Origin of the sequence: Corynebacterium argentoratense, from assembly GCF_021491455.1 — a bacterium.
Taxonomy (GTDB): domain Bacteria; phylum Actinomycetota; class Actinomycetes; order Mycobacteriales; family Mycobacteriaceae; genus Corynebacterium; species Corynebacterium argentoratense_A.
In genome coordinates, this window is record NZ_JAKETN010000005.1 from 126,199 (window position 1) to 140,559 (window position 14,361).

Genomic DNA, 14,361 nt, shown 5'->3' on the forward strand with positions numbered 1-14,361 from the left:
GACGCCGGGGGTGGATCACTTCGGATGTTTCACGTGAAACACCCACGTTTGGGCGAAGTGATGAAGAAGTGCTTAGTTGACTTCCAGTTTGTTGTCGGCCGCTTTAAGCTTGGCTGGCTCCAAAGGATCCCGCGCCGGACCGACCAACACGCTGCCATCAGCGATGGAAAACTCGCTCCCGTGTGAGGGGCACACCAGGCGGTCGCCTTCAACATCCGCCACGCGCGCGCCCTGATGCGGACACCGCGATGAGTAAGCCACGAATTTGCCTTCGGTGGGTTGGGCGATGATGAACTTGCCGAAAACCTTCGCGGAACCGACCGGAATCTCGGAGGGGTCGACTTCGAGGGCCTCTGCTCCCCCGCCACACGCGGCGAGTGCGCCCGCGAGTGTGGCCGCGGTGCCCAACAAAAAAAGGCGACGGCTGCACACCTTATCGCCCAAGGGGTGTTGATCAGACATGCCTCTAGTTAACGCGCGCCGCACCGTGCTGTCACCCTAGGGCAACCTAGCTCATCTTGTAGGCCGAAAATTTCGAGAGTTAAGCGATTTTTCATGCATGTTCGACATGGGCGGCTAAACGTCACTGTTACGCCATATCTTTCGCGACGGCTTCGTTCGGTTGGGACGGTGATGTTTCACGTGAAACATCGGAAAGGAAGTTTTGATGGAGTGGAAAAAAGTCCCCATCTTTCACGTGAAACATGGGGATTAGAGGAGAGGGAATTTAGGCGCGAGCGGTGGCGGCCTTCATCTGCTGAACGTAAGCGACGATATCATCGTGGAGCGCGGCGTCATTTTTAACCGTCCACTGTCCGTCCTCTTGTTGCTCGCAGTGCTTTGCGACGATCGCGGTGACGGCGGAACCGGTGATGGCTCCGGCGGCGCCCGCGGCGATGGCGTCTGCAACATGGGTGGGTGTGGAAATGCCGAAGCCGAGTAGTGCCGGCGCTCCCCCAAAGCTATTGAGGTTGGCGACAACGTCGGAAAGGCCCTCGGTCGAGGATTCCTTTTCAGCCCCCGTCACGCCCACGCGGGATACTGCGTAGATGTAACCCCGGGAGAGCCGCGCTACACCTTCCAAAGTGGAAGGGTTAGCGTGAGGCGGTGCGATAAAGATCGGATCGACCCCGGCTGCCGTGGCTGCCTGCGCGAAAGACCCCCCCTCGCGGACCGGAATATCGGGCAGGAGTACCGAATCGGCGCCGGCCTGGGCGACGTCCCGATAGAACTGCTCGGTGCCACGTGCGAAAGCGACATTTCCGTAGATCAGCAATCCAATCGGAATATCCGCATGCTCGTCGCGGATCCTGCGCACAACACGCAACGCGGCGTCAACATCAATACCCGAAGCATGTGCGCGAATGTGCGCCGCCTGGATGGTGGGACCATCTGCAACCGGATCGGAGAAGGGGACGCCGAGCTCCAGGGCATCAGCACCACCCTCGATGAGGGCCTCGACGATGCGATACGAGGCTTCCTCATTCGGATCACCGAGGGTTACGAAGGGAACGAAAGCGCCTTCGTTTTTGGCATCAAGCGCGGCAAAAAGGGCATCGTAACGGGACATGTTAGTTCTCCTCCGGGTTGTAAACCCACTCGGGGTGGCTTTCTAAAGTGCGGCGGATGTGGTCGACGTCCTTGTCGCCACGGCCAGACAGGGAGACGACGATGGTCAATTCTTTACCCTCTTCTACTGCCTTATCAGCGCGCTTGAGGGCGTAGGCCAACGCATGGCTGGACTCCAGCGCGGGGATGATGCCCTCGTGACGGGACAGCACCTGGAACGCGTGCAGCGCCTCGCGATCGGAGATACCCACGTACTGTGCGCGGCCGGACTTGTGCAGATGCGCGTGCTGTGGGCCGACGCCCGGGTAGTCAAGGCCGGCGGAAATGGAGTAGGACTCCTCCACCTGGCCATCAGAGGTACGCATCAGGTAGCTACGCGCACCGTGAAGGATGCCGACGTCGCCGGCGTGAATGGGGGCGCCGTGGTGGCCGGTATCCAGACCTTCACCCGCAGGCTCCACCCCGACTAGCTCCACGCCCTCGTCCTCAATGAAATTGGAGAACATCCCGATGGCATTGGAACCACCGCCCACGCAGGCGACTACGACGTCCGGGAGGCCACCTGTCTTCTCAATGACCTGAGCGCGGGCCTCAGTGGAAATAACGCGGTGGAATTCACGGACGATCGTCGGGAAGGGGTGCGGTCCGGCGGCCGTGCCGAGAAGGTAGTGGGACTCGTGGAAGGTGGCGGTCCAGTCGCGCAGTGCCTCGTTGACCGCATCCTTCAACGTGCCTGAGCCGCTATCAACAGCAACCACCTTCGCGCCCATCAGTTCCATGCGGTAGACGTTGGGCTGCTGGCGGGCGACGTCCTCGGCACCCATGTAGATCACGCAGTCGAGGCCCAGCAGCGCACAGGCTAGTGCTGTTGCGGTGCCATGCTGGCCCGCGCCGGTCTCAGCGATGATGCGGGTCTTGCCCATTCGCTTAGCGAGCAAGGCCTGGCCGATGACCTGGTTGGTCTTGTGAGCGCCACCGTGCACGAGGTCTTCGCGCTTGAGGAAGATGCGCACCTTTCCCTCACCCGCACGGTGCGTCCACTCACTGCGCTCCCCTACCCTGGGGGCGGGAGCACTGAGGTCGAGGGTGCGATCAAGGGGAAGGTTGGAGCATTCGGTCAGCGGGGTCGGGCGGCCGAGGTAGTCTCGGAAGTAGCCGCGGAGCTCCTCCCAAAAGTCTTCGTCGTCCATCGCGTCGACGAAGGCCTTCTCCAACTGGTCAAGCGCCGGGATGAGAAGCTCGGGCACGTACTGTCCACCGAACTCACCGAAGTAAGGGTTAAGGATGGGAGCAACGCCTTCTGGGTTGCCGCTGGGGGTAAGGTGTTCGTTCATTGCGGACTCCTAGTGGCTTGGGGTGAACGTGCGGACTGCCTCGAGAGCTGCACGGATACGGGAGGGGTCTTTATGGTGGGCTAGCTCGGGGGCGCCTGCGACGACATCGGCGGTGTACTCGACGCCGGAGTTGAGGTCGACGCCAGCAACGCCAGTAGAAAGGGCGGCCGCCGCGTTATCGGGTCCGATGCCACCGGCGATCAGACAGCGCGACAACACTTCGGGGCTTAAGTTCAGGCTCGACCAGTCGAAGTGCTTACCTGTACCACCGTTGCCGTTGTCGAGTACAAACATTGTGACGATGGTCTGGTCTACGAGCGCCGCGATGATGTCGTGCGCCTGGGGGGCGGCCATGTTGACCGCGCGCCAGATCTGAAGGTCCGGGGCCTCCGCCTTGGCACGAGCGATCAAATCCAGTTCCTCTGACACAGTGACGTTTGGCGCGTGCACCTGTAGAACGTCTACTCCGGGCAGATTATTCAACTCGGAGAAGTTTTCCGTGCGCCGGCTGACGGCCACGTAGGTCAGGCCGGGCTCGGCCGCCGTGATTTTTTCGATTGTTTCACGTGAAACATTGCGGGGCGAGGCGGGTTCACAAATGACGCCGCCGTATGTGGCGCCGGCTGCGCGTGCGGCTTGGGCGGCACTCGGCGTGCGGAGTCCACACACCTTGGCGGGGCCGTACACCAACAAGCGGGCGGCACGGTCAACGTCCGGCTCCCCTGTCAGTTGGGAGCCGACCAAAAAGCCGTTAACAAAACGGGTGATGTCTTTAACGTGTGCGTTGGTGCGGATGCCAGACTCCGAGATAAACACAGCATCCTTGGGCACCACCGGTGCCAGGCGCTCAGTGCGACCGCGATCAATCGATAGATCGTGAAGATTGCGGTTGTTGCAACCAAAAATCTTCGCGCCCAGGGCGATAGCCCGGGCAACCTCGTCTGCGTCAATAACTTCCGTCAGCACGTCGAGGCCATAACGCTCTGCCTCAGCACTCAGCTGACGGTACTCTTCATCCGACAGCACAGACAGCATCAGCAAGATCGCATCCGCGCCGTACACGCGCGCGGCCTTGACCTGCGCGACGTCAACAATAAAATCCTTGCACAACACCGGCAGGTGCGTGGACGCGGCAACCGTCGCAAGATGGTCGTAGCTGCCGCCGAAGCGCGTGGGCTCGCACAAAACTGAGATACCCGCGGCATAACGGCTGTAAATCCGGGCAATTTCACCGGGGTTGTAGGCCTCGCGGATCATACCTAGCGACGGCGACGAGGACTTGCACTCCATGATGAACCGCCGGCCGCCCAGCCCCTGGTTGAGGCTATCGAATAGCGAACGCGTCGACGGCTCGGGTTCCACACCGGCCACCCGCGCCCGGATTTCCGGAAGGTGGGTGCGGCGGGTTGCGACGATCTCCTCCAACACTGTCGGAAGGCCTGTGTTGTGTTCGCTCATGCGCGCTCCCCTGCGGTAGAAAACTGTGCGAGCCACGTGGCAGCCCGCCCGGAAGAAATGACGTCACGAGCCGCAGCGACCCCATCAGCCCAACTGTCGGCAGCACCCGCCAGGTAGAACAGCGCACCGGCGGAGGCGAGAACTGCATCCCGATGGGCATCGCTGGCAGAGCTTGCGAAAACATCGCGCACCACCTGGGCATTATCACTACCCTCGCCGCCAACAAGATCGGACAACTCGTAAGTGCCCAAACCGAGGTCAGAGGGAGTGATGGAGTACTGGGTGATCTCGCCATCGCGCAGCTCCCACACATCAGTAGAGCCGTGCACTGCGACCTCATCCGTACCAGACCCGTGCACCACAAGGGCGCGCTCGCGGCCAAGGTTACGCATCGACTCAATCAGCATGGGGCCGAGCTCCGGGCGGGCAGTACCCATCAACTGCAAGGCGGGCCGCGCCGGGTTGAGCAAGGGCCCCAGCACGTTGAAGATCGTCGGGATGGCGAGCTCCTTGCGCACGGGCATCACGTGGGCGAAAGCGGGATGGTAGCCCGGTGCAAACAGGAAGCAGAAACCGCTGCGTGCCAGCTGTTGCGACGCGGCGTCAGGATCCTGCCCAAGGTCGAACCCCAGGGCTTCAAGTACATCCGCCGCACCCGACTTGGAACTCACCGAACGGTTGCCGTGCTTGACGACCTGCAAACCACCAGCGGCAGAGAGCAACGCGGCAGTGGTGGAAATGTTAATGGTGTTGGCGCCGTCGCCGCCTGTGCCCACGCAGTCGATAAGAGGCGAACCCGTGACAGGGAACGGGCGTGCGGCCTCGATGAAGGCCTGTGCCGCGCCGGTAATGTCCGCAGGTGTTTCGCCGCGGGTGCGCAGGGTAGCCAACAGCGCGGCGATCTGAGTGGGGCTAAACGCACCAGCCGCCAGGGCCCGGAAGACAGAGGTGGTGTCTTCGACGCCGAGCTGCTGGCCCATCAGCAGGCTATGCAAAAGCTGCTCCGGGGTTGCGTTGGTGTTGGTTGCTGGTTGAGTGTTCATCGTGACTATTCCTTAGTGTCTGCGTTGCTTGGTGCAGCAGCGGGTTGGGTAGACGTTGTGCTTAAGGCTTCGACGCAGCGGTTAATAATGTGCGGCCCCGAGGGCGTGAGCACCGATTCTGGGTGAAACTGCAGGCCGATGGCCATATTGTCCCGGGTACGTGCCGCCATGGTGACGGTGCCTGCATCGCTGGTGCATGTCGCCAAGGACAGCAGTGCTTCGGGGACGTCTGTGCAGCCCAGCGAGTGGTAGCGGGCAACAGGAACTTTCGTACCAATGACGCCGGGTAGGTCCGGGCCGGAATCGATCGTCAGGCCTTCAAACAGGCCGCTTGCGACGCCTTCCTCGGTGAGCTCCATGATGTCCGAGACCCCGTGGACGGGGCCGACGGGGCGGACGTCCCCGCCGAAGTGTTCCAGCAGTGCTTGGAAGCCCAGGCAGATCCCGAGGATCGGGATGGTGCCATAAGCCTGCTTGATGATGTCCATCATGCTGCCGGCTTCCAGGGGGTGGCCTGGGCCGGGGCTGAGCACAATCAAATCAGGGTTGTAATCAAATACAACCTTAGGGTCGATGGTGTTGCGATACACCACATACTCAAACCCCGCCACCGCAAGAGCATCCACGAGGTTGTACACAAAAGAATCCTGGTTGTCGATCAATACAATCCGAGCGCTCATTATCGAAGCACCTCCACATCACTACCTTGGGCCTGCGCAATCGCATTGAGCACCGCGAAGGCCTTATGCAACGTCTCATCAGCTTCCGACTGCGGCTGGGAATCGCGCACAACGCCAGCACCCGCCTGAACCGTGGCGACACCATCAGCCACAAACGCCGAACGAATAACAATGCACGTATCCATATCTCCCCCACCCTGCAGATAACCCACAGCGCCACCATAGGAACCACGACGCGTACCCTCTGCCTGCCGCAGCAACTCAGTTGCGCGAAGCTTAGGGGCACCCGTCAACGTGCCCATATTCATGCACGCACGATACGCATCCAGCGCGTCCAACTCTGGGCGAAGCATGGCAACAACCCGGCTGACCAAGTGCATCACGCGGGAATAGCGGTCCACCTGCAACAAATCCGCAACCTGGCGAGTCGCCGGCACCGCCACACGAGCCAAGTCATTACGCGCCAAATCAACCAGCATGGTGTGCTCGGCGATCTCCTTGGCATCCGTGCGCAACTCCAACTCCGCACGAATATCCAACTCATGATCCGCACCACGCGGACGAGTACCAGCAATCGGATACAACTCCACCTGCCGGCTAGTTGCATTAAACTTCAAATTCGACTCAGGTGAAGCACCAAACAACTCATAAGGCTTCCCATCAACCTCCCCCCGAACATAAAACATGTACGGCGAAGGATTCAACGCACGCAAAGACCTATACGCAGCAAACGCATCCCCACACTGCATCGTAAACGCACGCGCAGGAACAACCTGATAAATATCCCCCTCATAAATGTACTTCTGCATCTGCTCAACAACATCGCGGAACTCAGCATCACTCATCGACGCCCGCGCCTGCACCGAAGAACCCGCAGCATCGACAGGGGCAGCAACCCCCGCGGCGTCAGCACCCGTCAACTCCTCCTCAATCTGAGCGACCAACGCATCCAAATCCCCCGCCAACACATCACGCTGCTCCGGGATACACACCCCCCGCAAAAACGCAGTCCGACTCTGATGATCAACCGTCAACAAAATCTCAGCATTCAAAAACTGATAATCCGGATAAAAATTAGTCCCCTGCTCCACACGCGGCAAAGCCTCAAAAGACTCCAAAAAATCAAACGCAAACCCGCCGCCCAAAAACGGCAACTCCCGATCCTCATAACCAGAATCCTGCTGCAACAAACGCAAAGGCTCCAACGTGTTAGTCTGACGAAGGCGCTCAAACTCATCCACATCCACCGACGCCGACACATCCGGGAACACAAACACCGCAACCCCCGCGGCGTCATCACCCCCAGAAGCCCCGGAAGAATCAACATAATCAGGCAACTGCTGCGCCAAACGCCGAACAATACCCACACCACTCGGAGTCAACGCCTCCGCAACAACACGGTTACCCTGGCACGTAATCCGCACCGAGCCCCGCAAAATCGCAATAGACTTCAACCCCTCCTTCGACTGAATGTCAGCACTCTCCAACAACACCGCATCCCCCGTGCTCGCAGCCCCCAACGAAGCAAACAACTCCGCAGCAGACTCGTGATAGCGGACAGGCCGCTCAACAACGATCATCCGACAAGACTCCTAAAAATAAAGATGCATTTAAAAAAAGTGGCCCGCACGCTCGGGTAAAAAACCGAGGATGCGAGCCACAAGGCTAGTGCGCAAACGTGCCCGCTAGACCGGGCGCCACCAGCTCAATTTCAACATGAGTCCAACTATACACCCGCCGCCGCAAACGACCAGCAGCAGGGGCAACCACCACGCCGCAACTCACCGCCGTGAATCATCGCTTTGTGACGCCGCGCGCAACACGGCGTCAACATTAACGTCAGCGCCACCACCCGACGGCGCCGCAGCCGACTGCTCACAACTGCCATTCAGCGCGCAAGAACCACAACCCCCAACAACCCCACAATCCTTCGAAGGATCATAAGGCTCCTCCGAAGCCTCCGCGCCGCCATCGCCACAGCAACCACACCCGCCACCGTCACCACAGCCTGCGTCACTACGCGAAGCCTCAATCTCATCCCGCATCGCCCACACAGCCGCAGAACGCGCAGCCATATACCCCGCAACACCCTGCGCAACCACCGCGCACAACAAGGCGAACGCGAAAGCCAACCACATCCAACCGCCAGCAACAACCGCAATCAGCGTGGCAAAAACCAACGCAACCCCCGACAACGTCCACAACGGGCCAGCAATACGATGCGCTGCATCCCACCGCTCCCGCGAAGTACGAACCTCCGGAATATTCAGCCCCACCACACCATTACCAGGCAACTTGCCACTCCACGCGAGACCACCGGCGACAAGTTGTGCCGCAGCAGCGATGCCAGTCACTGAAGCAACAAGTACGTTAACCATCATGAGTAAATAAGTGTAGTTCAGTGCCTAACTATGGCCAAGTAGCTGGTAATCTACCCTTCGTACTATCAAACTTTAAGAATATTTAAGGCCATTAACATGGATTTCAAACGATTCAGCAACTCACTGCTGTTCAAAATCGTCATCGCGATTGTGCTGGGTATCATCGGCAGCCAAATCCTGCCCGATAGCATCGCCAAGGTCTTCGTCACCTTCAACGGCCTCTTCGGAAACTTCCTCGGATTCTTCATCCCCGTACTGATCTTCGCGCTGATCACCCCCGCCATCTCCGGCATCGGCAAAGGCGCAGGCAAATGGCTCGCAGCCACCACCTGCATCGCCTACGCATCCACCGTATTCGCAGGCCTCCTGGCCTTCGGCGCGGCGTCAGTGCTCTACCCCAAACTACTCGCTGGACAATCCCTGATCTCTGCAGTTGACGTTGACGAAGGCGCACTGAGCCCCTACTTCAGCATCGAAATGCCGCCGCCCATGGGCGTCATGACCGCGCTGCTGCTGGCCTTCACCCTCGGCACCGCAATGACCGCTGTGAAATCCGACGCACTCGACCACGTCGTCCGCGACCTGGAGCGTGTCATCATGCGCGTGATCTCCAAATTCGTCATCCCGCTACTGCCGATTTTCATCTGCGGCATGTTCATCTCCATGGGTAAAAACGGCAACCTCACCGCCACCCTCACCGGGTTCGCCCAGGTGCTGCTCGTCGCCATCGTCATGACAATCCTGCTGCTCGTCGTGCAATTCCTCATCGCCGGCGCATTCGCAGGCCGCAACCCCTTCAAAGCACTCGCGACCATGATGCCCGCCTACGTCACCGCCCTGGGCACCTCCTCCTCCGCAGCAACTATCCCCGTCACCTACGAATGCGCCAAGAAAAACGGCGTCTCCCCCACCGTCGCCGGCTTCTCCATCCCCCTCTGCGCCACCATCCACCTGTCCGGCTCCATGCTGAAGATCAGCCTGTTCGCCTTCGCCATCATGTACATGACGGACATCCCCCTGACCTTCGGCAGCGCCCTAGGCTTCATCCTCATGCTGGGCATCACCATGGTTGCCGCCCCGGGCGTTCCCGGCGGCGCGATCATGGCAGCCACCGGCCTGCTGGCCTCCAACCTCGGCTTCGATGACAACATGGTTGCCCTGATGATCGCCGCCTACATCGCCATCGACAGCTTCGGTACCGCCTGCAACGTCACTGGCGACGGCGCGATCGCCATGGTTCTCAACAAGCTAGCCAAGGGCAAGATTTCCCGCTCCGAAATCCAAGAGCCCCCGATGGGCTACGAGATCGAAGCTATCGAAGAAGACCTCGACGCCGCCGAAGCCGCTGAGCTCGGTGAGGGTTCCGGGGTTACCGGAGTTTCCGGGGGTTCTGAGGCTTCCGGGGCTTCCGGGAAGGCTTAGGCAACTGGGCCGATGCCGGTCTGGAGGCTGGCCCCGGCCACTCGCGCGCGGATTTTGCCAAAATATGTGCAACTAGGCTTACCGCCGCAGCATTTCCCCAGGTCGCTGTTTTCTGGGAGGCCAAAATGAACAGATTTTGGCACAAACCCCGCAAAAACCTAAAAATTCACCCGGCCCACTGGGCGTAATCTTGCACCACCGAGCGGCCGTAGGCGGTCAGCGCCTTGTTGTCGGTGAGCATCTGTTGGCTGCGCAGCCGCACAAACTCCCGGTACTCCTCCTGCCCGGTGGCAGCGAACCCTTCCTTCGCGGTCGCAAGGTCGGCGACGTCGCGCAGCACCTGCCGGCGGATCACCCACCGACCCCACAGAGCGATCAGCGCGCACACCAAAAACACCACGCTGACCAACGGAAACCACTTGTATACGGCGATCGCGGCGATCATCAGACCAGTAACGACACCCGCAACGGAGACAACAAGATCGGATTCATGACGCCGCGGGTCAAGTTCTTTGCCCCCGACCTCCCGCAGCGTTTCCATAAAGGACTTTTGCCCATCCCCCTTCGGGTTGCGTCCATGGTGTGGTGTCGCGCCGGGGTTTCCGCCGGGATTTTTCGTAGCCATTGTGGTGTTCCTTTTCAGTGCTGGTGGGATGCCTGCTTCAGCTAGGGCGGTGGAACTAGTGCTCGAGGTTTGTGTCGATGAACTCAGCCATGCTGCCCACCACGTGGGTGGTGGCGGCCTGAACCTCTGCTGGGGAGTGCGGGAAGCTGGCGGAGATGTCGGCGATGCGGTGCATATCAAGGTCGTTGAAGCTGTCGCCAGCGGTCAGCAACTCCACCGCGCTCTCCTGCATGCCTTCCCCCGCCCCTATGCACTCCCCCGAGCCCAGGTAATCCAGCAGCCATTGCAGGCCGCTGCCCTTGGTCGCACCCTTCGGCACGATGTCCAAAAAGTCCTGGTTGCGGTGGCAATCCAACACGTCACCGAAACGGACAAGGATCTGTGCCTGCAGGTCGTCTATATCGGTGCCCACCTGCGCAGCCTCTGCGGGAACCCAGATGGGAACACCCACAAACTGATGCTCGGGGATGCGCGCCGGGTCCAAGGGCACGAACGTCTGAATCATGTCCGTTGCCACCCCCTGCGGCAAGGACTCCCCCAAAGACACATCCTCGGTATCCAACGTGGTGGCATACACCGCGATACTGGGGACGCGGGATAAAAACTCCCATACCTCAAGCATCACATGGTTGCTCAAGGTAGAGGCATGCAAGATGCGGTAGTCACTGTCGCAGACCACCGCACCCGTGTACATCACATAGAAATCCCACGGCACACCAAACTGATCAATGCAGTACCGGGTCGCAGCAAGAGACTTACCAGTGCAACACACCAACTGGTGCGAGCCCGCAGGCTCCTGCGAACGCCATCGCTTCAGCGACGCGACGTCATTGTTGCTCATGGTGCGCTGGAACAGGATCGTGCCATCAAGATCACTGGCCAGCAGGCGTGCCGGGGATCGCTGGATCATGGTGCGAGGATACCTGCCCAGTAGCCCAGGATGCCGATGGCGAACATGCCGAAGATGATCCAGATGGCGTTGATCTTGCGGCGTAGCAGCCACATGCATGCGAAGGTCATCAGCAGCGGCACAAGGCCAGGCAGCAGGCTATCCAAAATGGACTGAACCGTGGTGACCACGTGCTCGCCGGCCTGGTTGTCGTACTCGCTGAGCACGAACGGGATGTTGATCGATGTCCACTTGCTGACCAGCGCACCCATCACAAACAGACCCATGATGGACGCCATCTGAGTCAGCCGCTTCAAGGTGTTGCCAGAGACCTCACCGACGATCTGCACACCCTTTTCGTAACCCACACGGAAGCCATACCAGCGGGTTGCGAAGCGGATCAGATTCAGGCCGAAGAAGAAGATAATCGGGCCCAAAATGTTGCCCTGGATTGCAAGCGACGCACCCAACGCAGCCAGCACGGGCCGCGCAGTGCCCCAGAACAGTGGGTCGCCGACACCAGCCAGCGGACCCATCAGGCCGACTTTGACGTTGGTGATCGCGGCGTCATCGATGTCTTCACCACGGGAGCGTTGCTCCTCCATTGCGGCGGTCACACCGAAAATCGGCGAGGCGATCCACGGGTGAGTGTTGAAGAACTCCAGGTGCCTGCGCATGGCTGCTGCCTGGTCTTCTTTGGTGTGGTAGAAGCGTTTGATCGCGGGGATCATCGTGACTGCCACGCCGATGGCCTGCATGCGTTCGAAGTTGAAGGAACCAAGCATGAACGTCGAGCGAATGTATGTATCGATGACGTCGCGTTTGGTCAGCTGCGGCTCGGCGGTTGAGGTGGCAGCGTCGACCGGGGCATCCGGCTGTGCGGCCTGGACTACTTTGTCATTGTTGGTAGACGTAGACATTGTGGGCGCTCCTTACTCGAGCTCGTTGTCGTAGTTGGCGCCGACGCGTGCGGGGGCCGGCATGGCGATACGGTCGTGGAACATGGGGTTGAGCTGCACGTACACCAGTGCCAGGCAGGCGCCGATGATGCCCAAACCAACCAGGTTGAGGTCGGGGATGAAGGCGGCGAGGACAAAACCGAGGAAGAAGAACGGCATGAGGATGCGGGCCTTCATCATGTTGATGACCATGGCGTAACCAACGACAACGATGAAGCCGCCGGAGATCTGTAGGCCGACGGTGATGACCTCTGGGATGGAGTCGAGGAAGCTCGCGACCGCAGTGGTTTTTGCGGCCGCGGCGATGATCGCGGTGGGGATGGCGACGCGAAGGCCCTGCAGCAGCAGTGCGGAGAAGTGCATCATCTCAACCCCACGGAAACTACCCTTTTGGGCATAATTGTCGGCTTGGTGTTGGAAGAACACGGCGATGGTGCGCACGAAGATTGTGAGCACCTGGCCTGCGGCGGCTAGTGGCACGGCGATGGCGATACCTTCGGCGATGGACATGCCGGATGCGATGACCAGCACGGTTGCGACGGTGGAGGCCAACGCGGCGTCAGGGGCCATGGCGGCGCCGACGTTCATCCAACCCAGGGCGATCAGCTCGAGCGAACCGCCCAGGATGATGCCGGTTTTCAGGTCGCCCATCGCGAGGCCCATCAGGGTGCAGGCGACGATGGGGCGGTGGAATTGGCGTTCGTCGCACACAGACGCCATGCCGGCGATCAGCGCGACGAGCACCACCATGATGAAGCTGATTGTGCTCATCAGATGAGGCCTTTCTGCTTGAGGGCGCCCATGAGCTCCGTGCGGTGGGAGTTGGGTACCTGTTGGAGGATCATGGGCACGCCCATGTCCGCGAGTTCTTTGTAGACAGCCAGGTGTTCGTCGCTGGCGTAGACCGCTTCGCTGACCTGCTTCATGCCGGGTTTGAAGGTCACGCCGCCGATGTTGAGTTCCTTGACGGTGACGCCCGCTTTGATCAGGGCCAGTGCGTCTTCGGGTTGTTCGACGACGATCATGGTTTTCATGCCTTCGTAGTCGGGGTTGTAGTAGACGCGGATGGTTTTATCGACGCCGAGCACGTTGGTGCGCGCGCTGGCGGGCCCGACTTGCAGTAGGAGTTCTTTGCGTAGTTGGTCGTTGGCGGCGCTGTCGCTGGCGGCGATCAGTGTTTGCGGCCCGACGTGGTTGACCCAGGAGCCGGCGACTTGCCCGTGGATGAGGCGACTGTCGATGCGCATGAACACGCAGTTCATGGTGTGGTTGGGGTCTTTGGGGAAGTTGGGGTCGATGGCCCCCGCGGCGTCATTGTTTGTGGTGTCGTTTTTGGGTGATGACGTCGCGTCGGTTGCGGCCGCAGGTGTGGTTGCGGCGGGGGTGGTTTTCTTTTTTGGTTTGCCGCGTTTGAAGGATCGCACCCCGGTGGTGCCTGCTTTGAGGGCTTTGTCGACGAGTGTGTCGACTGTGGCGCCGTCGCGTTTGTTGGCGGCGAGTACCTCCATGAGCATGGGGACGTTGACGCCGCTGACGACGTCGGCGTTGGGGTGGTTGGCGGCGAATCGTGCGCCGGCGTTGTAGGGGCTGCCGCCGAAGAGGTCCACGAGGATGAGGACGCCGTCGTCGGGGTTGGCGTTTTGGGTGGCTTGTTCGTATTCGGCGATGAGGTCGTCGGGTCCTTGGCCGGGCATGAAGGTGACGGTTGTGACGCCTTCTGTGGGGCCGAGGATCATGGTGGCGGTGCCCATGAGTGCGGGCGCGAGTTTGTCGTGCGCCGCTACGATGAGTGACACCATAGTCGATTCTCCTTTGTGGTTGGTATTACTATTGCGGAATTAGCTGTCATGCACCATAGTTTATGCCCGATCGTGCCCGATTAGTAGTCGGACGGGCTGGATAAATCTCACATTTTCGGGGGCGGCGGGGTTACTGCCGGACCAACAAGCAAGCATCGGCCCTCTAACCCCACCGCACCTGCAGGAACTAAACGCTAGAAGT

At 60.3% G+C, this 14,361-nt stretch carries 14 protein-coding genes; 1 reads left to right on the forward strand and 13 read right to left on the reverse strand.

What is annotated here, in order from left to right:
• Positions 1 to 72: 72 nt before the first annotated feature.
• The 8 genes from L1C91_RS07955 to L1C91_RS07990 form a co-directional block, all read right to left on the reverse strand.
• Positions 73 to 462, reverse strand: coding sequence for a Rieske (2Fe-2S) protein (locus L1C91_RS07955; protein WP_234858790.1), 390 nt, complete (start codon positions 460 to 462; stop codon positions 73 to 75).
• Positions 463 to 727: 265 nt separating this feature from the next.
• Entirely contained in the window at positions 728 to 1,570 is an 843-nt protein-coding gene (gene trpA, locus L1C91_RS07960; protein WP_234858791.1) for a tryptophan synthase subunit alpha, read from the reverse strand.
• Between the two features lies 1 nt (position 1,571).
• Entirely contained in the window at positions 1,572 to 2,903 is a 1,332-nt protein-coding gene (trpB, locus tag L1C91_RS07965) for a tryptophan synthase subunit beta (protein ID WP_234858792.1), read from the reverse strand.
• A gap of 9 nt (positions 2,904 to 2,912) precedes the next feature.
• Positions 2,913 to 4,361 carry a bifunctional indole-3-glycerol-phosphate synthase TrpC/phosphoribosylanthranilate isomerase TrpF gene (gene trpCF, locus L1C91_RS07970; protein ID WP_234858793.1) on the reverse strand — a complete coding sequence of 483 codons (1,449 nt, stop codon included), beginning with the start codon at positions 4,359 to 4,361 and terminating at the stop codon, positions 2,913 to 2,915.
• Positions 4,358 to 5,404 (reverse strand): anthranilate phosphoribosyltransferase, encoded by a 1,047-nt coding sequence (trpD, locus tag L1C91_RS07975; protein ID WP_268836593.1) that lies wholly within the window; start codon positions 5,402 to 5,404, stop codon positions 4,358 to 4,360. The genes trpCF and trpD overlap by 4 nt, the downstream gene beginning before the upstream one ends.
• A 5-nt stretch (positions 5,405 to 5,409) precedes the next feature.
• Positions 5,410 to 6,084: a glutamine amidotransferase-related protein gene (locus L1C91_RS07980; RefSeq protein WP_234858794.1), complete on the reverse strand. Its 675-nt coding sequence runs from the start codon at positions 6,082 to 6,084 to the stop codon at positions 5,410 to 5,412.
• The gene (locus tag L1C91_RS07985) at positions 6,084 to 7,664 is read right to left on the reverse strand and encodes an anthranilate synthase component 1 (protein ID WP_234858795.1); all 1,581 of its coding nucleotides are present in this window, start codon (positions 7,662 to 7,664) and stop codon (positions 6,084 to 6,086) included. Before L1C91_RS07985 ends, L1C91_RS07980 begins: the two co-directional genes overlap by 1 nt.
• A gap of 201 nt (positions 7,665 to 7,865) precedes the next feature.
• Complete coding sequence (locus L1C91_RS07990; protein ID WP_234858796.1) at positions 7,866 to 8,465, reverse strand: SdpI family protein; 600 nt, start codon at positions 8,463 to 8,465, stop codon at positions 7,866 to 7,868.
• Positions 8,466 to 8,561: 96 nt separating this feature from the next.
• On the opposite strand from L1C91_RS07990, the gene L1C91_RS07995 reads away from it, so the two are divergent.
• Positions 8,562 to 9,887 carry a dicarboxylate/amino acid:cation symporter gene (locus L1C91_RS07995; protein ID WP_234858797.1) on the forward strand — a complete coding sequence of 442 codons (1,326 nt, stop codon included), beginning with the start codon at positions 8,562 to 8,564 and terminating at the stop codon, positions 9,885 to 9,887.
• A gap of 166 nt (positions 9,888 to 10,053) precedes the next feature.
• On the opposite strand, the gene L1C91_RS08000 is transcribed toward L1C91_RS07995, so the two are convergent.
• From L1C91_RS08000 to L1C91_RS08020, 5 genes are read right to left on the reverse strand one after another with little or no spacing between them, the layout of a single operon-like run.
• Positions 10,054 to 10,512, reverse strand: coding sequence for a hypothetical protein (locus L1C91_RS08000; protein ID WP_234858798.1), 459 nt, complete (start codon positions 10,510 to 10,512; stop codon positions 10,054 to 10,056).
• Between the two features lie 55 nt (positions 10,513 to 10,567).
• Positions 10,568 to 11,422 (reverse strand): HAD family hydrolase, encoded by an 855-nt coding sequence (locus tag L1C91_RS08005; RefSeq protein ID WP_234858799.1) that lies wholly within the window; start codon positions 11,420 to 11,422, stop codon positions 10,568 to 10,570.
• On the reverse strand, positions 11,419 to 12,321 hold the full coding sequence (locus tag L1C91_RS08010; RefSeq protein WP_234652955.1) for a PTS system mannose/fructose/sorbose family transporter subunit IID: 903 nt from the start codon (positions 12,319 to 12,321) through the stop codon (positions 11,419 to 11,421). The genes L1C91_RS08005 and L1C91_RS08010 overlap by 4 nt, the downstream gene beginning before the upstream one ends.
• A gap of 12 nt (positions 12,322 to 12,333) precedes the next feature.
• Positions 12,334 to 13,131, reverse strand: coding sequence for a PTS mannose/fructose/sorbose transporter subunit IIC (locus L1C91_RS08015; protein WP_234652957.1), 798 nt, complete (start codon positions 13,129 to 13,131; stop codon positions 12,334 to 12,336).
• The gene (locus L1C91_RS08020) at positions 13,131 to 14,159 is read right to left on the reverse strand and encodes a mannose/fructose/sorbose PTS transporter subunit IIA (protein WP_234858800.1); all 1,029 of its coding nucleotides are present in this window, start codon (positions 14,157 to 14,159) and stop codon (positions 13,131 to 13,133) included. Before L1C91_RS08020 ends, L1C91_RS08015 begins: the two co-directional genes overlap by 1 nt.
• Positions 14,160 to 14,361: the final 202 nt, after the last annotated feature.

Bases quoted from the DNA above. Each gene is read 5' to 3' on its own strand.
- L1C91_RS07955 (WP_234858790.1), bottom strand. From the start codon at position 462: ATGTCTGATCAACACCCCTTGGGCGATAAGGTGTGCAGCCGTCGCCTT.
- trpA (WP_234858791.1), bottom strand. From the start codon at position 1,570: ATGTCCCGTTACGATGCCCTTTTTGCCGCGCTTGATGCCAAAAACGAA.
- trpB (WP_234858792.1), bottom strand. From the start codon at position 2,903: ATGAACGAACACCTTACCCCCAGCGGCAACCCAGAAGGCGTTGCTCCC.
- trpCF (WP_234858793.1), bottom strand. From the start codon at position 4,361: ATGAGCGAACACAACACAGGCCTTCCGACAGTGTTGGAGGAGATCGTC.
- trpD (WP_268836593.1), bottom strand. From the start codon at position 5,404: ATGAACACTCAACCAGCAACCAACACCAACGCAACCCCGGAGCAGCTT.
- L1C91_RS07980 (WP_234858794.1), bottom strand. From the start codon at position 6,084: ATGAGCGCTCGGATTGTATTGATCGACAACCAGGATTCTTTTGTGTAC.
- L1C91_RS07985 (WP_234858795.1), bottom strand. From the start codon at position 7,664: ATGATCGTTGTTGAGCGGCCTGTCCGCTATCACGAGTCTGCTGCGGAG.
- L1C91_RS07990 (WP_234858796.1), bottom strand. From the start codon at position 8,465: ATGATGGTTAACGTACTTGTTGCTTCAGTGACTGGCATCGCTGCTGCG.
- L1C91_RS07995 (WP_234858797.1), top strand. From the start codon at position 8,562: ATGGATTTCAAACGATTCAGCAACTCACTGCTGTTCAAAATCGTCATC.
- L1C91_RS08000 (WP_234858798.1), bottom strand. From the start codon at position 10,512: ATGGCTACGAAAAATCCCGGCGGAAACCCCGGCGCGACACCACACCAT.
- L1C91_RS08005 (WP_234858799.1), bottom strand. From the start codon at position 11,422: ATGATCCAGCGATCCCCGGCACGCCTGCTGGCCAGTGATCTTGATGGC.
- L1C91_RS08010 (WP_234652955.1), bottom strand. From the start codon at position 12,321: ATGTCTACGTCTACCAACAATGACAAAGTAGTCCAGGCCGCACAGCCG.
- L1C91_RS08015 (WP_234652957.1), bottom strand. From the start codon at position 13,131: ATGAGCACAATCAGCTTCATCATGGTGGTGCTCGTCGCGCTGATCGCC.
- L1C91_RS08020 (WP_234858800.1), bottom strand. From the start codon at position 14,159: ATGGTGTCACTCATCGTAGCGGCGCACGACAAACTCGCGCCCGCACTC.